The 23,059-nt window shown below is 40.8% G+C and carries 9 protein-coding genes; 3 read left to right on the top strand and 6 right to left on the bottom strand.

The window, feature by feature from the left end; translation table 11 throughout:
* Positions 1-261: 261 nt before the first annotated feature.
* Positions 262-1,383, top strand: a complete 1,122-nt coding sequence (locus AACU25_RS20325) for a Gfo/Idh/MocA family protein (RefSeq protein ID WP_096578714.1) — start codon at positions 262-264, stop codon at positions 1,381-1,383.
* 426 nt (positions 1,384-1,809) lie between these two features.
* On the opposite strand, the gene AACU25_RS20320 is transcribed toward AACU25_RS20325, so the two are convergent.
* From AACU25_RS20320 to petC, 3 genes are all read right to left on the bottom strand, one after another.
* Positions 1,810-12,519 carry a hybrid non-ribosomal peptide synthetase/type I polyketide synthase gene (locus AACU25_RS20320; protein WP_096578712.1) on the bottom strand — a complete coding sequence of 3,570 codons (10,710 nt, stop codon included), beginning with the start codon at positions 12,517-12,519 and terminating at the stop codon, positions 1,810-1,812.
* Positions 12,520-13,781: 1,262 nt separating this feature from the next.
* Positions 13,782-14,783, bottom strand: a complete 1,002-nt coding sequence (gene petA, locus AACU25_RS20315) for a cytochrome f (protein ID WP_096578708.1) — start codon at positions 14,781-14,783, stop codon at positions 13,782-13,784.
* A 106-nt stretch (positions 14,784-14,889) separates the two neighbouring features.
* A complete protein-coding gene (gene petC / locus AACU25_RS20310; protein WP_045874221.1) occupies positions 14,890-15,429 on the bottom strand; it encodes a cytochrome b6-f complex iron-sulfur subunit in 540 nt (179 codons plus the stop codon).
* A 229-nt stretch (positions 15,430-15,658) separates the two neighbouring features.
* Here petC and AACU25_RS20305 point away from each other — a divergent pair, with 229 nt between their 5' ends.
* Both AACU25_RS20305 and AACU25_RS20300 read left to right on the top strand, forming a co-directional pair.
* Positions 15,659-15,967, top strand: a complete 309-nt coding sequence (locus tag AACU25_RS20305) for a DUF3067 family protein (RefSeq protein ID WP_045874220.1) — start codon at positions 15,659-15,661, stop codon at positions 15,965-15,967.
* 185 nt (positions 15,968-16,152) lie between these two features.
* The gene (locus AACU25_RS20300) at positions 16,153-16,764 is read left to right on the top strand and encodes a 2OG-Fe(II) oxygenase (RefSeq protein WP_096578706.1); all 612 of its coding nucleotides are present in this window, start codon (positions 16,153-16,155) and stop codon (positions 16,762-16,764) included.
* Between the two features lie 212 nt (positions 16,765-16,976).
* On the opposite strand, the gene AACU25_RS20295 is transcribed toward AACU25_RS20300, so the two are convergent.
* From AACU25_RS20295 to AACU25_RS20285, 3 genes are all read right to left on the bottom strand, one after another.
* Positions 16,977-17,765 carry a GAF domain-containing protein gene (locus tag AACU25_RS20295; protein WP_096578704.1) on the bottom strand — a complete coding sequence of 263 codons (789 nt, stop codon included), beginning with the start codon at positions 17,763-17,765 and terminating at the stop codon, positions 16,977-16,979.
* A gap of 796 nt (positions 17,766-18,561) precedes the next feature.
* Positions 18,562-20,991, bottom strand: coding sequence for an ATP-dependent helicase (locus AACU25_RS20290; RefSeq protein ID WP_096578702.1), 2,430 nt, complete (start codon positions 20,989-20,991; stop codon positions 18,562-18,564).
* A gap of 359 nt (positions 20,992-21,350) precedes the next feature.
* Positions 21,351-22,937: a DHA2 family efflux MFS transporter permease subunit gene (locus tag AACU25_RS20285; protein WP_096578700.1), complete on the bottom strand. Its 1,587-nt coding sequence runs from the start codon at positions 22,935-22,937 to the stop codon at positions 21,351-21,353.
* Positions 22,938-23,059 lie beyond the last annotated feature (122 nt).

Genomic DNA, 23,059 nt, shown 5'->3' with positions numbered 1-23,059 from the left:
ACGCCATCTCTACTGTAATAAGTCAGAATGCTTTCGCTGCAGTGTGAGACATTCACCCCTATAATCAACAATGCCAAGGCTTTCTGTAGTACAGTTGTTTTGTACTAAAACCGCAAGTTCAAGTAAAAAATGTCTAAAATATTACCAAAAATTCACCAACTTGAAGCCTTAGATTTGATGATGCTAGGGCTTTTTTGATTTGAGTTTTTATCTTGTGCCGTAATTTAGTTAAAAATAAAATTTGGTGAATTATTGATATATATGGTTTCTACATTACATCCTCAAAAAAAGATTGGCGTGGCAATTGTGGGTACAGGATTTGGGCAAAAAGTCCATATTCCTGGGTTCAAAGCACATCATCGCACTGAAGTAGTAGCTATTTACCATCGCGATATTAATAAAGCCAAAGCGATCGCCCAAGCTCATGATGTTCCCCATGCCTGTGATAACATTACAGACATTGTCAACTTGCTAGAAGTCCAAGCGGTTAGTATTGCTACCCCACCATTTTTGCATTATGAAATGGCAAAAGCAGTACTGCAAGCAGGCAAACATTTATTACTAGAAAAACCCACAACTTTAAACGTAACTGAAGCCCAAGAACTTTATCAATTAGCGCAGCAAAAAGGCGTAATTGCAACTGTAGATTTTGAATTTCGCTTTGTCCCAGGATGGCAGAAATTTTCACAACTATTATCAGCAGATTATGTAGGCAACAAACGTCTGATTAGAATTGATTGGTTAGGTTCCTCTCGTGCAGATGCTTCCCGCCCTTGGAATTGGTATTCTTCAGAAGATAAGGGAGGCGGTGCATTAGGTTCTTTAGGTTCCCACGCCTTTGATTATATTTACTGGCTATTTGGCCCAGTACGCCGATTAAGCGCCCATTTGAGTACCGCCATTCCCACACGTATTGACCCTGCTAGCGGTGAAAGCAAGCCAGTGGAGACAGATGATACTTGTGTGCTGTCGTTAGAATTAGCTGATGGTACACCTTGCCAACTTACCATTAGTGCAGTTGTTCACGCACCAAGAACACATTGGCTAGAAGTGTATGGCGATCGCGGTACTTTAGTCTTAGGTAGCGAAAATCAAAAAGACTATATCCACGGTTTCCGGGTTTGGGGTTCTCAACTAGGTACAGCCTTAACTGAAATCGAGATTCCATCAAATTTACTGTTTCCCCACAATCACGCCGATGGACGCATTTCCGCATTTATCCGTGTTGTAGACCAATGGGTACAAGGAATTGACCGCCAGCAACAACTAGTCCCATCGCTGCGAGAAGGAGTTTATTCGCAATTATTGATGGATTTATCCCATCAATCTCATAAAACCGGAAGTTGGGTAGATGTTCCCAATTTGGAAAGTTTACTCAACTAGAGCGCCCAATTTAGTACATAGAGACTTCCAACTAAAAAAATATACTATCGCTTTGTTGGCAGGGGAGCAGGGAGCAGGGAGCAGGGGGGAGAAAGAAATATAGTCTTGGAGTATATTGGATAATTTATTTTCTGGAAGTCCCATAGTGATTTTAGATACAGCCTATTTCACGTAAATCAGGTATGCAGGTAGGGGCATGGCAGTGCCCATAGGTGTCAACTTAACGTGAAACCCGCTTGGCGACAACGTTCTGCCCTCACCCCCAGCCCCTCTCCCACCAGGAGAGGGGAGCAAGAGATTTAGTTCCCCTTCTCCTGCGGGAGAAGGGGTTAGGGGATGAGGGCGCGAGGTATTTGTACAACACGCGCCGTATATAGCTTTTAGCTTAAGTTGACACGTATGGGCACTGCCATGCCCTTAATTCCTCTACATCACAAATTGATTTGCTTGCTTGAGACAACGCTGCAGAATTTCCGCCAAAATTCGCACACGAGGTTCTCTTAACATCCCATAGTGTTCACCTGGAATATCAAGAATTTCTACATTTCCAGCTACTAAATTGCTCCAACCGAAATCAGCCGAGAGTGTTTCTTGTGGACGTTGAATTTTGCAACGGTACAGAGAGACGTTACCGGGATAAATTCCCTGGGGTTTGTAATCTTCGGCTGCTTGTTCGTTACAGTCAATCAAATTTAAGTATTGGGGAGTGAGAGTTTGTAGTTCAGATAATCCCTCTAGTAATCCTTGCTTATAATTTACTTGACCAGAGCGGTAGAGTACCCGAGCTTTGATGTAATTCCACCTGTCTTTATGCTCAAGCTGCCAGATATTATTTAAATGAATCTGGATACATTGCAACAATGATGGACGAATGCTGACAAAGTTGGGAGCGCTACGATCAAATAATGCTAAGTGTGCAACATTCTGTCCTTGAGCATTTAATTGTCGCGCCATTTCAAAAGCAACTAGTCCACCAAAAGAATAACCTGCTAGAAAATAAGGGCCATTTGGCTGAACGGAGCGAATTGCTTCGATATAGTGTTGAGCCATATCTTCAACCCTTCGTAGCGGCTGTTGTTTCCCATCTAAGCCTACAGCTTGTATGCCATAAACGGGTTGATCTGGGTCAAGATAACGTGCCACCGCCTGATACTCTAGAATGTTGCCACCAACGGGATGAACGCAAAATAAAGGTGGTTTTTGTTCGCCGGGTTTAATTAGTACTAACGATGACCACGGCGCTGACCAGCCTGATTCGCGAAGAACACTAGCTAGCTGCTCAATTGTCTGTGCTTGGAAGAGAGTAGCCAAAGGCAGTTTTTGACCGCACATCTTCTCTATTTCCGCAAACAAGCGTACAGCTAACAGCGAATGACCACCTAATTCAAAAAAGTTATCTTTAATGCCGATAGGTCGCACATTTAAAACATCTTCCCAAATTTTCGTCAGCCGCACTTCTAATTCTTCTTGGGGAGCGACAAAAGTAGCTTCTGTCCCTTGCCTGATGTTGTCTATTGCAGGTAAGGCGCGGCGATCTACTTTGCCACTGGGAGTTAGTGGTAAAGACTCTAGCATCACAAAAGCAGCAGGCAGCATATAATCTGGTAATTTTTGCTGCAAGAAATGCCGTAATTCGCTGCTAGTAGGCGCAGGTTCTTGATGAGGAACAAAATAGGCTACTAAGCGTTTATCACCAGGAATATCTTCACGAACAATGATGCTTACCTGAGCTATGTCTGGATGTTGGCTTAATAAAGCTTCTATCTCTCCCAATTCGATGCGGAATCCGCGAACTTTGACTTGATTATCTATGCGTCCCAGATATTCAATGTTGCCATCACTCAAATAACGGCACAAGTCCCCAGTTTTATAAAGCCGTGCATTTGGATCATTGCTCAAGGGATTGGCAATAAATCTCGCTGATGTTAAATCGTCCCGATTGAGATAACCTCTAGCTAGACAATCACCGCCAATATACAACTCCCCAGCTACACCGATGGGCACTGGTTGCATACGAGAGTCAAGAATATATATCTGAGTATTGGCGATCGCTTTACCAATTGGTGGTAGTTTTGGCCAATTCTGGACTGAATTATCTAAGGTAAAAGTGGTGACTACATGGCTTTCCGATGGGCCATAGTGATTGTGTAAGGTGCAATTTGTGACCTGTGTAAAAAATTCCTGAATGGCAGGGGTAATTTGCAATTGTTCACCAGCAGTAATAACTTCTCGCAGATGTAGGGGGAATAATTTAGCTGTAACTGCTACTTCTGCTAGTTGTTGTAAGGCTACAAAGGGCAGAAATAGTCTATTAACAGCTTGTTGATCAAGTAAGTTTAATAAAGTTAATGGATCGCGGCGTAATTCCTCTGCAATCAACACTAATGTTCCGCCTGAACACCAAGTAGAGAACATTTCTTGGAAGGAGACATCAAAGCTGATGGGCGAAAATTGCAGAGTTTTTGCTTCACCTAAAACTGTGGTATTTTCTATTTGCCACAAGATGAGATTACAAAGGGCAATCTGAGTCATCGCTACCCCTTTTGGCATTCCTGTGGAACCTGATGTATGTATTACATAAGCAAGATTTTCTGCTTTAACCCCTGTCACTAAATTGTCTTGACTTTCTTGGTTAATATCACTCCAGTTACTATCTAAACAAACAACTTTTGTCTCATGTGTTGGCAATTCTGCCACTAAATTTTTTGTCGTCACCAGCACAGTTGCTTGCGAGTTTTTGAGCATGAAACTCAATCTATCTTTGGGATAAGCTGGATCTAAAGGTACATAAGCTCCCCCAGCTTTGAGAATGCCTAATAATCCAACTACCATCTCTAGGGAGCGTTCTACACATATACCTACTCCTACATCCGGTTGCACTCCCAGCTTTCGCAAATAATGTGCTAGTTGATTTGCCCGATTATTTAACTCTCGGTAAGTAAGTTTTTGCTCTTCAAATACGACTGCGATCGCATCCGGAGTTTTTTCTACTTGTTCTGCAAATAACTGAGGCAAACATTTATCTTGGGGATAATCTGTCTGAGTGTCGTTCCAGTCTACTAATAACTTTTGTTTTTCTAGTGCTGTTAGTAGCGGTAACTCAGAAATTGCTTGTTGGGGATTAGCTACGATTGCTGTCAGCAACACTTCAAAATTTGCTGCCATGCGGCTAATTGTGTCGCTATCAAACAAATCGGTATTATATTCCCATTCACACCTCAAACCCTCTTCGTTCTTGGATGTGATTAAGAATAAAGTCAAATCAAACTGTGCTGTGTTCTTTTCTACAGAATATTCACTTAACTTTAAACCAGGAAGCTCTTGATTTTGTAAGAAGGGATTATCAGCAAAGACTAAAAGTACTTGAAATAATGGTGAATAACTTAAGTCTCGTTGCGGATGTAATTCTGCTACCAGTTTCTCAAAGGGCAAGTCAGAATGAGTATAAGCTCCCAAAGTCACTTCTTTGACCCGACCCAATAATTCCTGAACACTCAGTTCCCCAGACACAGGAGTTCGCATCGCTAAAGTATTCACAAAAAAGCCTACTAAGCCGGCTATTTCCTGGCGGTTTCTGTTAGCAAAGGGTACACCTACTACAATATCTTCACTATTTGTATAGCGATAAAGCAAGATGTCAAATGCTGCTAACAGAGTCATGAATAAGGTCACACCTTCTTTCTGACTCAATAAACTCAAACCTTGGATGAGTTCATGAGATAGGGTAAAGTAGTGCGAACTACCTCGATATGTTTGTACTGCTGGTCTTGGTCTATCTGTCGGTAATGGTAATAAGGCTGGTGCGCCTACCATTTGTTTTTGCCAATACCCCAGTAAGGATTCTAAAACTTCTCCTTGTAACCATTCTTGTTGCCAAATTGCAAAGTCCCCGTACTGGATAGGTAACTCTGCTAATTTTGGCGACTCGCCATTACAAAATGCCGTATATAGTGCTTTCAATTCTTTGGAGATTACCGCCATTGATTCGCCATCTGTGGCTATGTGCTGCGTGACTAACAGCAGGATATGCTCCTCTGCGGCTATTTTCAGCAAGCAACCCCGCAGCATTAAGTCTTCTGATAAGTGGAAAATTCGCTGAGTTTCCTGGTTTAAGTACTCTTTTACTGCTGTTTCTTGCTCTGATTGCGGACAGTCTTGTAAGTCAATGATTTGTAATTCTACTGGTCGTGGAGGACTAATTACCTGAATAGGTTCGCCATTTTCACTGATATAGTTTGTTCTTAATACTTCATGACGAACGACTATCGCATCTAAGGATTGCTGCAAAGCCTCCACATTCAACGTGCCAGTTAAGTGTACGGCTTGGGAAATATGATAATCTGACCTATTTGGTTCTAATTGATGCAAAAACCACAAACTTTGTTGGGGATAAGATAACAAAGCTGAGTCTCTATTTGCTCTGGGGCGAATTGCCAACGCTTGAGAGTCTGTAGAAGCTAGGTTATCAGTTTTTGCAATGGTTAGAGTTGCCAATAGTTCAGCTATGGTAGGCGTTTTAAATAGCTGATCTAAAGATAGTTCTAGTCCAGAATATGCTTTGAGGTCAATATTTTTTCTGAGCTTAGATAGCAGTTGAACTGCAACTAAGGAATCACCACCTAATTCAAAGAAATTATCATCAAGTCCAATGTTATCGATACCCAAAACTTGTTGCCAGATGTTGATAATAGTTTGTTCTAGCTGTTCTTGGGGTGTTTGAATTAGTTCAGTTTGTGGTGATAATTGCTCAGAGCTAGTCTCAGTTTTTAAGGATTTATCAACTTCAGATTCATCAAAAATATCTAGTGATTTTGTGGCTGAGGGTTGAATTTTTTGCGTCTGCTTTGATGGTTCAATCCAATAGCGTTTCCGTTCAAAAGGATAAGTAGGTAACGGAAGACGATAATGTGGCTGTTCACTATAAAAAGCTGACCAATTTATCTCTAAACCCGCTAACCACATTTGACCGAGATTATTTAGCAAGAAACTCACATCAGAATATTCATCTTGAGGATGACGAACTGAAGTCAGAGTAATTTGCTCTTTTGGTTTATCGGGATGGCGTTGAGCTAGAGTACTTAATGTCCTTCCTGGCCCGACTTCTAATAAAATTTGCTCTGGGTTTTCAAAGAATTGTTTTACACCATCAGCAAAGCGTACAGCTTGACGCAGATGTTGAGCGTAATAATTGGGGTTGGTAGCATCTTCAACCGTGATCCAAGTTCCAGTTACATTAGAAACAAAGGGAATTTTTGGCACATTCAGGCGAATTTGTTTCACCTTATCTGTAAAAGGTTCTAATATTTCTGCCATCATTTGCGAATGAAAGGCATGGGAAGTATGCAACAACCGTCCTTCAATTTCTTTTTCTGCTAACTGTTTAGCAAATGCTTCTATTGCTGGTTTTGTTCCTGAAACTACACAATTAGCAGGACTATTGATAACTGCAATTTGTAGGGAAGTTCCTACTAATAATGGTTGGACTTCATGTTCTGGTAGAGGCACAGCTAACATTGAACCAGGAGGCATAGACTCCATGAGTTGACCTCTGGCTGCAACTAAAGCTAAAGCATCTTCTAAAGAAAAGACTCCGGCTAATGTGGCTGCTACATATTCGCCAATACTATGACCAATCATGGCTACAGGGATAACACCCCATTTCATCCATAATTTAGCGATCGCGTATTCAATGACAAATAATGCAGGTTGGGTAGTAGCTGTTTGAGTTAGTTGGACTGTGGCGGTGGCAATTTCTTCTGCATTGGGATACAAAACATCGCGTAAATTAAAACCTAAATGTGGTTGTAAAATTTCACAGCACAAGTCAACTTGTTCTTGGAAATAAGCTTCTGTTTCATAGAGTTCCCGCGCCATATTTACATATTGAGAACCCTGTCCGGAGAACATGAATACTACAGAACGAGGTTTAATTTTACCAGAATTAGTAAAAACTCGTTTTTTGTCTCTAGTATTTAGAGCATTAACAGCATCTTCAATATCACTAACCGCAACGATGCGCCTATGGTTAAAGCCTACACGACCAATACCTAGAGTATAGGCAACATCAGCTAGGTTAATGTCTGGGTTTTGTTGTAAGTAATTAGCTAAATTCAGAGTTGCGGTATCTAAAGCCGAAGCAGTCTTAGCTGATAAAACTAATAATTCTTGGGAGTTTTTAGCTTTGACTTTGGACTTGCTTGTAGAAGCATCCCACTCTTCCAACACTACATGAGCATTTGTCCCACCAAAACCAAAAGCACTGACTCCCGCACGACGGGGAGAACCATTGCGTTCCCATGCGGAAAGTTTAGTGTTGACGTAGAAAGGACTATGAGTAAAATCAATCTCCGGGTTAGGTTTTTCAAAGTTGAGGCTAGGCGGTATCTGTTGATGTTTCAGTGCCAAAGCTGTTTTGATAAAACCAGTCACACCTGCGGCTGTGTTCAAATGTCCAACATTAGTTTTGACTGAACCAATAGCACAGTAGCCTGTTTTATCTGTTTTGAGACGAAAAGCTTGAGTCAGACCAGCAACTTCAATGGGGTCTCCTAATGGAGTACCAGTACCATGTGTTTCTATATAAGTAATAGTTTCCGGTTCAATTCCTGCATCTCTGTGTGCAGCAGCAATTACTGTAGCTTGACCATCAACACCAGGAGCCGTAAAGCCAACTTTTAAGTTGCCATCATTATTGATGGCGCTACCTTTGATTGTGGCGTAAATATGATCTCCATCTGCGATCGCCTGTTGTAATGGTTTAAGGACGACAATCCCCACACCATCGCCAGCAACCATACCTTTGGCTTCCGCATCAAATGCATGACAATGACCGTCGGGAGAGAAAACCATCCCCTCTTCATATACATAACCAGTCTTTTGCTGTAGGGAAACACCACCAGCCAGCGCCATATCACATTCTCCCCTTAATAAGCTTTGACAAGCCATGTGGATAGCCACTAAAGAGGTAGAACAGCCTGTTTGCAGATTAATTGCTGGCCCTGTGAGATTAAGTTTGTAAGCTACCCTTGTGTTGAGAAAATCTGTACTATTGCCGATAAATGCTTGTAACCATGAGGCTGACTCTACCAAACGACCTTCGGCCAGATCGTCATTCTGTAAAATATTGTTCAATAAATAATTGCTGGGAGCTACACCTCCATAAATACCGATGGTGTAACGATGACTATCTGGTTGATAACCAGCATCTTCTAGTGCTGACCAAGCACACTCTAGGTAAATTCTTTGCTGAGGATCTATAACTTGGGCTTCTCTGGGAGAATAGCCAAAGAAAGCAGCATCAAATTCTGCAATTTTAGGAATAATTGCCGCGGCTCTGATATAGTTCGGATTGTTTAATAAGCTAGAATCTACTCCCAAAGCGCTTAACTCTTCATCTGACAATTGAGCAATAGATTCCACTCCATCCCGAAGATTTTGCCAAAATTCATTGATATTGGCAGCACCAGGAAAACGACCAGCCATACCGATAATTGCAATATCTTTGTGCAATTTTGTTGATACTGCTGGCTCTATTACGTCAGAGTTAGACTTGTATTGATTGTTTGGTGTCGTGCTTGGTGTTGGAGCTAGATTCCGCTCTAATAAACATTGGGCTAAACTGCGGATAGTTGAATATTGAAATACATCAACGATAGAGATTTGTATTCCTAATACTTCTACAATTTTGTTTCTCAATTTAGCTATGAGTAAAGAATGACCTCCTAGCTCAAAGAAATTATCATCAATGCCAATTTCATCAATGGTTAAAACTTCTTGCCAAATAGTAGTCAGGAGTTTCTCGATTTCATTTTGGGGTTTTGGACTTACTGGATGGAATTGCGATCGCTCACTTGTGGGAGTAGTGTGATCTTGACGTTCAATCTTTCTATTGGGTGCAGGTAAAGCTTTGCGGTCAACTTTGCCGTTGGATGTGAGTGGTAGAGTCTCCAGCATGACAAAAGCTGAAGGAATCATATAATCTGGCAATTGTTGGGAAAGGAAATCCCGCAGGTCATTAATTGTTGGTTGTTGTTCCTGATTAGGGACTAGGTAAGCTACTAAACGTTTATCTCCTGGCCTATCTTCATACACCGTCACTACCGTTTGATTGATAGCAGGGTGTTGGCTTAATGCAGACTCTATTTCTCCCAACTCAATCCGGAATCCCCGAATTTTTACCTGATTATCTATACGCCCAATGTACTCAAGACTACCATCACTCAAGTAACGCGCTAAATCTCCAGTTTTGTAAAGACGGGCATTAGGGTCATCACTAAAAGGATGTTTGATGAATCTTTCTTTAGTTAGTTCATCTCGCTGCCAATATCCTTGTGCTACTCCCGCACCACCAACATACATTTCTGCCCACACACCAATAGGTACAGGTTGGAGATATTGATCCAAAAGGTAGACTTGTAAATCAGGAATCGGACGACCAATTAAACTGCTGGTGGCTTGAGCATCCGCTAAAGTTAAAGGACGGTAAGTGACATGAACAGTAGTTTCTGTAATTCCGTACATATTCACTAACTGGGGAGATTTATCTCCATGTCTCTCAAACCAAGGCTGCAAGTTAGACAAGTTGAGTGCTTCACCACCAAAAATAACCAGCCGCAAACTCAATTCATCTCTGGAGTTGGCAAGTTTATCGGCTTCAATTAACTGATAAAAAGCTGATGGTGTTTGGTTAAGGACAGTAACTTGTTCAGAAACTAATAAATTGTAGAATGCTTCTGTATCTCTACTTACCAAATAGGGAACAATTACAACACGCCCTCCATAGAGTAAAGCACCCCATATTTCCCACACAGAAAAATCAAAGGCGAAGGAGTGAAATAGAGTCCATACATCCCTTTCATTAAAGTGATACCAAGATTCTGTGGCTGTGAATAAACGCACCACATTGTAATGACTGACTAATACACCTTTGGGCTTGCCTGTAGAGCCAGAAGTATAAATAATGTAAGCGATATTATGACTCTGGACACTGACGATAGGGTTGTTGTCAGAATATTGAGCAATTTTCTCATTGTCAGTATCTAAACAAATCATCTGTTCGCAAACAGGAAAAATATTTACTAGTGCTGACTGCGTTACTAAGATTTGCACTTGGGCATTAGTCAAAATGTATTCCAAGCGGTCTTGGGGATTTTTGGGATCTAAAGGTACATAAGCCCCACCTGCTTTTAGGATTCCTAAAATCCCGACTATCATATCTAGGGAACGCTCTACACAGATGCCGACAAAAGTATCTGCTTTGACTCCCAAAGTAATTAAATAATTGGCTAATTGATTTGCCTTGTTATTTAATTGCCTATAGGTAAGTTGCTGTTTTTCAAACACCACTGCGACTGCATTTGGTGTACGTTCAACTTGTTCCTCAAACCAGCGATGAATACATTTATCTTGGGGATATTGGATTTGAGTATTGTTCCATTGAAATAGTAATTTTTGTCTTTCTTCATCGGTGAGTATTGTTAACCCAGAAATAGGCTGTCGAGGGTTAGCAATAATGCTTTGCAGTAAATTGTGGAAATGCCCATTTATCCGCTCAATGGTGATGCTATCAAATAAGTCTGTGTTATATACCCACTTACCTGCTAGTCCGTTATTGGTGGGTTTTAAATATAAAACTAAATCATACTGGAGAGCGTTATTGTCTACTATCCAAGGACATGCACTTAAACTAGAAAGCTCAATCTTTTCAAAGGAAACATCGTCCTCAATAATCAACAATACTTGGAATAAAGGTGAATAGCTGGAATCTCTGGGAATGTTTAATTCTTCTAGTAATAACAAATAAGGAACTTGTTGATGAAGAGTCGCATCTGCAACTACGTTCTGCACTCTCTGAAGTAAGTTATGAAAACTGGGATTTCCAGACATATCGGTGCGGAGAGCTACAGCATTCACAAAAACTTCTGAATCCTCGTAGTTAGTCAAGGGAGAACCGACTATGATGTCTTCTGTGCCTGTATAACGATAGAGCAAGGTGTCAAAAGCTGCTAACAGGGTCATAAATAAACTGACATTTTCCTGTTGGCTGAATAAGCTGAGTGCTGTTGTTAATTTCTCAGAGATAATAAAGGATTGTTCCGCGCCCTGGAAGTGTTGCTCGGCTGGTCGTGGTCGGTCGGTTGGTAATGATAATAAAGGTGCTACTCCTGCTAGTTGTTGTTTCCAATAAGCAAGAGACGACTCAATAGGTAGTTCTCGTAATTGTGAAAGTAGAGCTTGATAGGATATTTCGTAGATTTTTTGATCGACAAATTTTAATTTTGGATCGTAATGCAATAGTAATTGTAAATATCCGAGAGCATCCAGCCATTTCTCAGATTGAATGAACCGTTTGATTTCGTAGGGAATTCGTTCGATAAAAAGTTTAATCCAAGCTTGTCTACCCTGCTCATAAGCTGCTGCATATTCTTTGTTCCCAGATTGCTGAATGAACGCGAGTTGCAGACTATGAGCATTTAGTGAATTAATCAGCATAGCTGCTGGATTAGCTGAGACGTTACCACCGTGATAGCGATAAGTAGAAACTAATTGACCATGAGCATATATAGGAAACTCACGGGCTATTCGTAGATATAAATTATAATCTTCTGCGCCTTTGGTCTTGGGATCAAAAGCTCCCACAGACTCTATAGCTTGACGTTGAAACAGGATACAGGCACATTGCAGTTTAATCTTGCCTGCTAGGATATTTTCATAATTAGCAACTTCTTGATGATTTTCATATATTTCTTCATTTATATATGAACCATCAGGGTTTTGAGATTGTAGGGCATAATTACCAAATACAAACCCTGCTTCTGGATGAGCTGTTATAGCATTGATACCACTTTCTACAGCATCGGGAAGAATAGTATCATCACTATCCAGAAAGAGGATATATTCCCCTGTACTAGCTTCAAATCCGGTATTACGCGCTCCAATAAGTCCTTGGTTGCTTTGGTAAATATATTTTATCGTCGGGTAGCGATCGCAAACTTGTTTGGTCTCATCAGTTGAACCATCATCTACTACGATGATCTCGAACACAGGGTAAGTTTGTTTGAGTACACTCTCAATTGCTTCTGGTAAAAAATTAGCGCTGTTATATGCAGGGATGATGACTGATACGCGGTTTGACATTTGATTGTTGGAAATTATTGGTTAATCTAATATGTTTGCAAAAAAGTCAATTGTTGACCTGGTGACGAAATATATAAATCCGTTTTGATTACTGAAATTATTTGCCTAGAAGAAGACAGGGAAGCACGAAAAAACTTCATGAGTTTTTTAATATGAGTCTTATACATACCAAAAAAATCATGATGTATTGAGACAAAGTGTTAAACCCTTGTCTTCATCCATTTAAACAGCATAAATATCTTGAATAAAAACTCTAACCATATAGGAATTTGTGCTCGTATTTTTCCTATAAGGAAGAGACAAGCGTATATTATGCTTATTCAGTAAATACCAGAATAGATTTTTAGCTCAAAATTTATAGGTAATACTAGGCTAAATTTCTGCACTAAGACATAGACGTTAAAAATAACGCCTATTAAGACAATCAGCTTTTAAAATTTAATTTACAGCCATTGTAGTCATCAGTACAGAAAAGCCTAAATTATATCTGTTTTTCCTCAGATACTCTTCGGAAATTGGTTAATTTAAAATGCTATCTTTCGCTACTAATTAAGTATTTGGTTCAATCAGGTTTAGCAGAATATAGCAATCCTATTTCAGTTGTGAAAAATATCAGTTTTGGCTGTTGACTGTCAACGGTTAACAAACCTATATGTGAAGATTTCACAAATCATTTATGATTCCTATATATTTCTACCAGTTAACTGAACAACACAGTATTGCTTTCTCTATGTAAAGTACAATAAAAACCAAAGAAATCATATTTGAGTTCTCAGTATTTACCCAAAATTTATAATTTCCCTAATACTTATAAAAATTAGATGAATTCCAAATATAGCAATCCCTAATCATTTGCGAGAAAATACTGATTCGAGATTTTTAGGACTTACGCAAGTGTCATATTTTTTTCGTGTAGGTTTGTCCAGGTTCAAATGTCAATAGTCCAAAAAACCTAAATTTTTGACCCTTGACCCTTGACTCTTGACTCTTATGCCAGAAGATAACTGTGCCAGTTGCGTAAGTCCTGATTTTTATTGAAAGCGGCGGGAAACTCCATCCCCTTGTGGATGGACGAGGTTGTTCTCCCCACCGCTTGGGGCATAGGGAATTGGGCATTGGTATGTTCTTTCCCATGTCCCCTCCCCCATCCCCAAAAACGAATTCCCCAAGTTCCACTCTGTTTCGCATAGGGTCTTCCCAAAAAAAATCATAAAAAAGACAGGCATATTGCCTGTCTGCAAATAAGTAAGTTAGCAAAGAATTTAGAAATTCATTTCTGCGGCTTGGACTTTCTCAACCTGCTTCTTCTTCAACACGAGCATAACTTGAGCCATCATCACAAGCGCGATGAATGCAATCAACCATTTGACGCGACTAGCATCTTGTAATACGATTTCTGCATCTTTTTGACCAAATCCACCAACGTTGGGATTATTGGTTAAAGCATCACCAGCTTTTACAGTTTGCCCTTCAGAAACAATGAGTTCGGGGCCTAAAGGAATCGTATCAGAGACAACTTCACCAGCGTCGGTTTTGATGCTGACTACATATTTGACGTTGCCGTCTCCATCTTCTTCTTTGGCAATCTTGGTGATTGTACCAGCAGCAGAAGCATTGTAAACAGAGTTGTTGCTCTTTTCACCAGTTGGGTAAACTTGTCCGCGTCCCCGGTTACCGCCTACGTGAACTGAATATTTACCAAAGTGGATATTTTTATCAGTTGCGGGGTTGGGAGACAGAACTGGGAAGATTATTTCCTGATACTGTTCACCAGGGAGAGGGCCAACGATGACGACGTTTTCCTTATCTTCGCTGTAAGTTTGGAAGTAAGTATCGCCGACTTCTTCTTTGAGTTCTTCAGAAATGCGGTCTTCAGGAGCAATCTTGAAGCCTTCAGGTAGCATCAATACAGCGCCAACATTCAAACCGGTTTTAGAGCCATCAGCACCTACTTGCTGCACGCTAGTATCGTAGGGGATTTTCACCACGGCTTTAAACACGGTGTCAGGTAGCACTGATTGCGGAACTTCCACTTCTGTCGGCTTTGCAGCTAAGTGACAGTTGGCGCAAACAATCCGCCCTGTTGGTTCGCGGGGGGTTTCTGGATAGGTTTGCTGTGCCCAAAATGGGTAGGCAGCAGCCGATTGTGGCAGAGCTAAATCGCTGGTGAAGTAGAATGTCACCGTAGCGATCGCTATGAGCAATGTTTTGACGATTGCTCTAGTACTGCGAGTGAACCTCGCTGTTATCGAAGCATTTCTCATCTCTATAAGGGCAACGATTGTCTCGTGAATTGGTCATTGGTCATTTGTCATTTGTCAGTGGAAAGTAAACAACTGACCACTGATCGCTGACTGCTGACAAAGATAATTAAGCCCACCAAGGTTCTTCGCCGGTACGGAAATCGGTTTCAGTCCAAGGAGTAACTACAACTTTGTCGTCTTCTACTTTGGTATGCGCCAAAGCCAAAGAAAGCGGCGCGGGGCCACGAACAACCTTACCCGTTGCGTCGTATTGGGAACCATGACAAGGACATTTAAACTTGTTCTCAGCCACGTTCCAGGGCACAACACAACCCAGGTGGGTGCAGATGGCATTAATGCCGTAATCGCCAATCGCTTCTTTGCTTTCTACTACAAGATAAGTTGGGTCGCCCTTGAGTCCCTGAACGAGGGAGCGATCGCCTACATTATGGCTTGCTAGAAACTTGCTGACGCTAACATCGTTGCCCAGCTCGTCTTTTGCCGTTGCACCGCCACCAGCGCCACCTGCAGCAGGTGGAATAAAATAATTGACAACGGGATACAATGCACCCAGAGCCACTCCAGTGACGGTTCCAAAAGTGAGCAGATTCATGAATTGACGACGCCCCATATCGGGCACGTCTGCTGATTCAGAAAATTGAGCCATAATCTACGCGCTCTTTGTGTATTTTGTTAAGCATTTTGATAAGAGTACTAGTAGGTGAGCAACTCTTATCTAAGTCGAAATGCTAACGCCCACAAAAATGCCATACTTCTTTGTTCCAAGATATATCTAGCATCTTTTCTGTTAGCATTACATTTCTTTATATCCTTATCATACTTGAGTTACGGAACTTAACATCATAACTAAATGTAAAATCTAATTGAGACAACCTATGACAGGACAGCAATTACGTCAACTGTTGCTTGAAAAGTGGGGACGCTCTTACGATGTGCAGCTGCGGCGATCCCAGGGAAAAATTTTTTTGCAAGTCATGTGGAAGTATGTTGAGCAAGCTTCTTTTCCCTTGAGCGAAGAGGAATATCAAGCCCATCTTGATAGCATTGCCAATTATCTTAATGCTTTAGGTGGAACGACTCAAGTCCAAACATTTATCACTCAAACACGCGATCGCCCCCGTCTGGGCAAAGCTGTGAGTATTCCCCTCGATTTGGGCGAGCGTTCTTCGGAATGGATCTTATGATCTATCTTGACAATTTGCTCTTTTAAAGATATGTGCAGTCATTGATGAAATGACTTGTAAACAGAGGGAACAGGAAAAATGTAGAGATGCATAGACTGAGAAAAATCACACAGGAATTTCATAAAACTGGGAAGTATTGTAACTAACCCTACAGCTAAAAATCTGCTAAATCCCCTCACCGTACTGTGAAAAACTATCAACAAAAATCAAACGCTTTCTCCAGCGATTATCTCAATAAATTATGGGGAGAAATCCATGCTTGTCCTTACTTTTCTGTTAATAACCTCAACCGCGATTTTGTTGGTACGAAGGGATTTTCTGTGGTGTTTCAAAAATCGTATATAGCACAAGTAGAGCAGCAGTTTCCCTATTTCAAGCCTTATTTAGATTTAGCTCTTTTACCTAACTGTAATGCTTTTTACCTGAATCCTTTATTGCTCAAAGAAGGCTCTCGTGTCGATCCACATATTGATCGCTCTTTGCGTTCATACTGTAAAACTATAGAACCGCCTTTAGTTGTTAGCGTTCTCTATGTGCGCGTACCTCCCGATATGCAGGGGGGAGAATTGGTACTGCGATCGCACAAACGCCAACTGGGACAAATTAGGCCACAAATGAATACTTTAGTTTACTTTCAAGGCGATTTAACACATTCTGTTAATGCAGTTCAAACTCCTGGAAACCGCCTGAGTTTAGTTTGCGAACAGTATAGTTTAGATGAAGTAGAACTCGCAGAAATACCAGAATTTACTATTGAGTCGAGAGTGGCTAAGTCTACACAGAAAAAACGTAAGTAATGGGTAATTGGTAAGGGGTAATGGTGAAAGGGGAAGGGCAAAAGGGGAAAGAAAAAACCTTTAACCCTTACCCTTTCTCCTTTTCCCTAGATCAAATTAAGAGTTAAAAATCCTTAACCGAGCAGTATTGATCTGCTAACCTATTTATTTTTATCTGTCTCCTTTCCACACAAAAATTTGCGGAATCAAGCTAGATTATTAAAACCAGATATCTACTTTTTATCCCAAGTAATGATTCCTTGATAGGCTTTATCTAAGCTTTCTTCTACGATTGCTGGTAAAGTTTCCCAACAAATATCTTCCCGTTGCAGCAGAAGTTTTAGTTTTTGGAGAGCATATATGGCTGCATTCTCTTGTGAATTACTATTCACGCTATAATTTTGTACTTGAGCTTGCAGCTGTTCATAAAGATGTGCTTGTTGAATTGCGATCGCTAATTGAACACTCAACTGCTTAAGTAGCTCAATCTCCCAATCTTCCCATTTTCTAGAGTTTTGGCAATGATGAGCAATTAAAAGACCCCATAAAAAATCTTGGCGGATCACCGGAATAACTAAATTTGCTCTTACTTGTAATTGAGCTAGTAATTGAACGTGACAACTAGCTAATCCTTCTAGATAAATATCGTTAATTGCTCTAATTCGTCCATCGCGGTAGAGAACTGCATGTTCTTGTGAAAAGCAGGTATCATTAATATCCATGTCTAAAATAGACATATAATCTGAGCTAACAGATTCTACTACTACTGAACCATTCCAACCATTGACAAACTGATATAAAACCACTCTATCTGTTGCTAGTAATTGTCTAACTTCTTCTACAGCAGTTTGCAGTACTTCTTCTAATTTTAATGTTTCCCGAATTTTCAGCGAGATTCTGCTGAGTAACTTTTCTTGACGCAACTTTTGGCGCAGTAAATATTCATAATTACTAGACTCGTATAAACTTAATTGTTTTGCCTGAGAGATATTGTTATCGACTTCATCTTTCGGATATGACATTAGTGTATAACCACCTTTGATCCAGAGATATCAATTAATTAGAACGAACTATTTTTAATAACAAAATGCAATATTTTTACATCAACTTTCACTTAGCGATAGTGCCAGCAAGAATTAGGCATAAAATATACTGTATTTCATAAGTTGCTAGGGGCATAGCACTGCCATGCTCTTACAATTATCTGTACTTAACCAGCAATCTGCTGTAAATGTGTCGTTATTCAAGGCAGAGAATAAATGTCTAAAATAATAGAATGCCCTAAATTGCTATTAAATACAAACCGTGACAATACTTAATATTGATATGAGAAATTCTATAAAAAATTTATAAATTAAAGCTTAAATGTAGTTTGTCATCAGAAAGCTATCAGACAGCGCCAGATAGTTTGTAGTGTAAGGCAATGCGCTCATTTTTCGTAATATATTATAATGGACAATATACACATATAACACACTGATGTAATTAGTTTTTAACTTTATAAATAAGCGACAATCTTATTTGTTAGAGGTTTCATCATGCGTAGATTGGGCTGGCGACCATTGTTAAGTAATTTTCAATACAAATGTTAAATAGATATGTAATATATATCACTCAAATACTTTAAACCTAATTAATCAAGAGGGTGATATTGTAATTGTTTATGAAAATGGGATTAAAGTTGTTTAAAAAAATGCAATCGTATTTGAAATCTATGAATAATTCTGGGAATAGTACTTAATTCAGCAAAAGTTGCTAGACAGATACCCGACTTTTTCAAAAAGTCGGGTATCTAATCTCGCTAAAGTAACTGACCGATCAATGAACCATCGTTGCTAAAGAAAGTACATAATCAGGAAATTGACGTTTTAAAGCAGGAAACACAGGACAAGGTGCTTGTTCTTGCAAATTCTCAGGTTTGCTCCAAGTAAATGGGGCTTTCTGTGCTGCAGACATCCACAATAAGCGCTTGGCTCTGGTCATGGCAACATAGAGTAAGCGATACTCTTCCGCAGTTTTCAGATGTTTTGCTACTTCCCAAGCTTGGGAGACATCGGGTATCTGTGATTCATTATGCAAAGCAGCACGTACTTGGGCGCGGGCGACTTCTGATAAGGTAAAGTCGCCTAAAAATTGGCTTTGGGGTGGAACCCAAAAGCGACCGGGAATTAAGTTTTCGTGGAGAAAGGGAATAAAAACATAGTCCCAATCTAGCCCTTTGGCTTTATGCATGGTAATAATTGTCAGTTGACCGTTACGGGTGTAACGTGCTTCTAAATCTTCTGTTTCTACTGCTTCAAAGCGTTCGGAACTGACAATTTCACTTAAGGCTGATAGCATTGCGCCCATTGAACTATTACCAGAAATTTGCTGGTTTACTCGTTCTGCGAGTTTGTCAGCCGTTGCGAGTTCGGCTTGGTCGTAATTCAAAGCCAAAGCTAAAAAGGAAATTAGCTGATATATTGGCAGTTCTAAGCGGGCGCGGAGTAAACTCCGACACAAGTGTGAAGCTTTTTGGACTGTTTCTGATTGTGGTGCGGCTAAGGGGCCAGGGTATAAAAAATCTTCTGGTAAACTCGCCAGTGCGTTTAAGTCTTGGGTGGGTATGAGTTGGCGTTCCACTAATACTTCTAAAGCCGCTTTTAGGTAATCTGGGGAATGAGGGCGATCGCAAAATTGGAGTAATGCTAAAATTTCTTGGGGAATTTGGGAACGGCGATCGCGTTCTCCCACATCATAAAGTGTAATTTTATGCTCTTTGCATATCGGTTCTAGCGCTTCAGCTAGCCATCGTCCTTGGCGATTTTCCCGCACTAACACTGCTGCGCTAATTTTGCTAGGGTCATCAGCAAATAATTCAATGACTCGCTGTGAAAGCAATTCAACAGTGTGATGAATATCACGTGGGGTATATAGTTCTAAACCCCTTCCTACTGCTGCTGGGTTTGCGTCTGCTTGGGGGTCACCAGTATCCACAGCCCGAATTCTCTGCGGACGGAAGGGAAGAGAAATCACGGAGTCATGAGATGATTGTTGCATCTTCACTCCGTAAAAACTATTAATCCATTCCAGTGCAAAGTTAGCTGCTTCCAGGATAATTCTTGTACTGCGCCCAGCTTGATCCATTGTCGCCAATCTGCTCATGCGATCGCACTCGGCACAAAATTCCCGAAAATAAATTGGATCGGCTGGGGTAAAAGTTGAGTTAATCGCTTGGTTGGGGTCGCCTACTCGGACTAGGTTGATTGGGGATTGGGTAATTGGTAATTGGTAATTGGTAATGGGATTAATTGTTTTATCTTCCTCATCCCCCTCCGCATTACTCGCCAAAATTTCCAGCAACTTCGTCTGCAATGGGCTGGAATCTTGGGCTTCGTCTTCAAAGACGGCGAAAACTTGATTTTGCTCGATGCGGCGGGCGCTGTCGTTTTCTAGGACGCGCAGGGCGGCTAAAATCATGTCGTCGTAGTCGATGAATTCACGCGATCGCATTAATTTCTGATATTGTTCGTACAAACCTGCGGCTATATTTAAAATGGCGTAGGGGTCTGAGGTTTGTTTACTCCACTGGCGTAAGTCTTCGGGGGATAAACCAGAACTTTTGGCTTCGTGAATAACTGTTGTTGCTAAGTCTGGTAATACTTCTGTTCGCAGTACCGATTGACGACGCAATCTTTCTGTTTCTTCGCCGTCAAATTGGCTACCTTCGAGTAAGCGTAAATAAAGGCTGGGATGATTCGCAATCCACTGTTCTACAGCAGTACGGATGAAGCGGTGGCTTTGATTTGGTGTAATTAATGTGACGTTTTCTAACTGCAACCCCGATAATTCAGGATGGCGGCTGGCGATATTTAATGCCAAACCATGCAAGGTATAAACCACAAAACCTGTCTGGGGTAAAGATAAATCATCGCGTAAATATTTGCGGATTTTCGCTTTAATATTAGCAGCCGCAGAACGGGTAAAAGTCACAACTACCAACTGACGACGAGAAGCTGGGCGCGACTGGGCTGCAAGTTCATACTGACGTGCAACTGCGATCGCCGCAGCCGCCGCCATCCCTGTAGATTTCCCTGCACCAGGTACAGCCGATACAGCCAAAGGGCCACAGTTCCAATCAGCCATTTGCTGTTGTCCAGGGCGCAGGCTATTCCGGATGCGTGCGATCGCTTCTGCCCGTAGAGTAGAAACAGGAGATTTATCAGATAATTCTTGCGTCACAGTATCAATATTATTAACGTCTGACATTACAGGAATTTAAATTTGGAATTTGGGATGAGATTCTCAAATCGCAGACTTTATAAATTATTAGTGTATCTCTCTGGTTGAGAAATTTTCCATCACAAATCAATTAACTAATATTTATATGATGACAAATTACAGGCTCTCTTATGGGATTGGGTGAAGGGGAAAAGGGGAACGGGGAATGTGAGATTACCTTTACTGCTGATGCGTTACGCTATCGCTAACGCATCCTACGTGAACGGATCTCATGGTAATTGGATAGCCGCCTCAACCCTTGGCGAAAAAATAGATCCCCGACTTCTCAAAAGAAGGTGGAGATCTGGCTTTAATTACGAATTACGAATTACAAATTACGAATTATTTTAATGCCCGACAGCCCCACCAGTTGCCTTGACTTTTTTAATGAAGATAATCGCCAATCCGCTTAATAGTAACGCAATGCCAATAAAGTAGAAACAATCATTAAACGCCATGACAAAAGCTTCACGACGCACAATATTAGATATCGATGCGATCGCCTGATTTTGGGCGCTACTTAAATCGGCTCCTCGACTAATAAAATATTGCGTCATCTGGTCGATTCGCTGTTGAGTTTCGGGACTATATAGCGATACGCTATCACCTAATCTATTAGAGTGAAATTGCTCTCTATTAGTTAATAAAGTTGCTAAGGCTGCAATCCCTAGAGAACCGCCCAGATTCCGCATCATATTAAATAAACCACTTGCCGAACCAGCTTCTTTAGGACTCAATCCCGCAGTAGCGATACTACTTAGTGGAACCATAATTAATGGTTGTCCCATTGCACGGACAAGTTGCGACCATCTTAATTGATCTAAGCCTGTTTGATGAGTCATTCCGGCGTTCATAAACGCACTAACCGCAAACAAAGAAACCCCTACACCCACCATCAACCTCACATCAATGCGTTGCATTAATTTAGGGATGAAGGGAATAATAAATAATTGCGGAATCCCAGCCCAAATTAATACTTCACCAATTTGTAATGCGTTATATTTTTGAATTTGGGCAAGATATAATGGCAAAACATAAATTGAGCCATATAAGCCCACGCCTAAAGAAACATTAACAATACTGGCTAAACCAAAATTACGCCGCAGCACCAATCTTAAATTAATAAATGGTTGCTTGCGAGTTAATTCTATTATCAAAAACAATGCTATAAAAATTACCGCTACTATAGTTAAGCGGACGATTAAAGCCGAACCAAACCAATCTTTACGGCTACCTTCTTCTAATACAACTTGTAGGGAACCTAAGCCAATGGCCATAGAAAGAATTCCCCACCAGTCACCTTGCTTCAGCAAATCCAACTGCAGTTTATCTTGTTTAATGCCGTACCATACTCCGGCAAGCATTAACACACCTGGAAATACATTTATATAAAAGTTATACTGCCAACTAAAATTTTCTGTTAACCAACCTCCTAATGTAGGGCCAATTGAGGGCGCAAACACTGCAGTAATAGCAAAGGCTGCTAATCCTACTGATTGCTTAGATGGTGGTAAAGTCGTCAATACAACGGTCATCGCAGAAGGAATTAATATCCCACCACTGAAGCCTTGTAAAGCACGGAAGACAATCATAGAATTGAGATTCCATGACCAAGCACAGCAGATAGAAAAGAAAATAAATAGTACAGTGTTTACTAATAAATAACGTCGTAGGGAAAATACCCGCGATAGCCATCCTGTTAAGGGAATTACCACAATTTCTGCTACCAAATAAGCAGTAGAAATCCAGGAACCTTCTTCTAAGGTTGCGCCTAAACTTGCTTGAATTTCTTGTAATGATGCGTTAGTAATTTGAATATCTAAAACTGCCATGAATGCACCTAGCATACTGGCTAATACACCAATCCAAGTTCTTAGCGGTATATGATCTGGCGGTAAGGTAGGCTGTTGTTGGATAGCACCTGTCTGAGCCATAGAATTGCTCCAGTATTCAAAAAATTCGTAATACCCTACGGGAAGCGCAAAGCGCTACGTAACTCGTAATTCGTAATTAAAGAGATTGTAGATTGTAGGTTGGCTTGAGGAACGAAACCCAA

The sequence above is a fragment of the Tolypothrix tenuis PCC 7101 genome, from assembly GCF_963874875.1.
Lineage (GTDB): Bacteria > Cyanobacteriota > Cyanobacteriia > Cyanobacteriales > Nostocaceae > Aulosira > Aulosira tenue.
The sequence above is the reverse complement of the archived record's forward strand: the minus strand, read 5'-3'. Positions and strand labels throughout refer to the sequence as shown.

Bases quoted from the DNA above. Each gene is read 5' to 3' on its own strand.
- AACU25_RS20325 (WP_096578714.1), top strand. From the start codon at position 262: ATGGTTTCTACATTACATCCTCAAAAAAAGATTGGCGTGGCAATTGTG.
- AACU25_RS20320 (WP_096578712.1), bottom strand. From the start codon at position 12,519: ATGTCAAACCGCGTATCAGTCATCATCCCTGCATATAACAGCGCTAAT.
- petA (WP_096578708.1), bottom strand. From the start codon at position 14,783: ATGAGAAATGCTTCGATAACAGCGAGGTTCACTCGCAGTACTAGAGCA.
- petC (WP_045874221.1), bottom strand. From the start codon at position 15,429: ATGGCTCAATTTTCTGAATCAGCAGACGTGCCCGATATGGGGCGTCGT.
- AACU25_RS20305 (WP_045874220.1), top strand. From the start codon at position 15,659: ATGACAGGACAGCAATTACGTCAACTGTTGCTTGAAAAGTGGGGACGC.
- AACU25_RS20295 (WP_096578704.1), bottom strand. From the start codon at position 17,765: ATGTCATATCCGAAAGATGAAGTCGATAACAATATCTCTCAGGCAAAA.
- AACU25_RS20290 (WP_096578702.1), bottom strand. From the start codon at position 20,991: ATGTCAGACGTTAATAATATTGATACTGTGACGCAAGAATTATCTGAT.
- AACU25_RS20285 (WP_096578700.1), bottom strand. From the start codon at position 22,937: ATGGCTCAGACAGGTGCTATCCAACAACAGCCTACCTTACCGCCAGAT.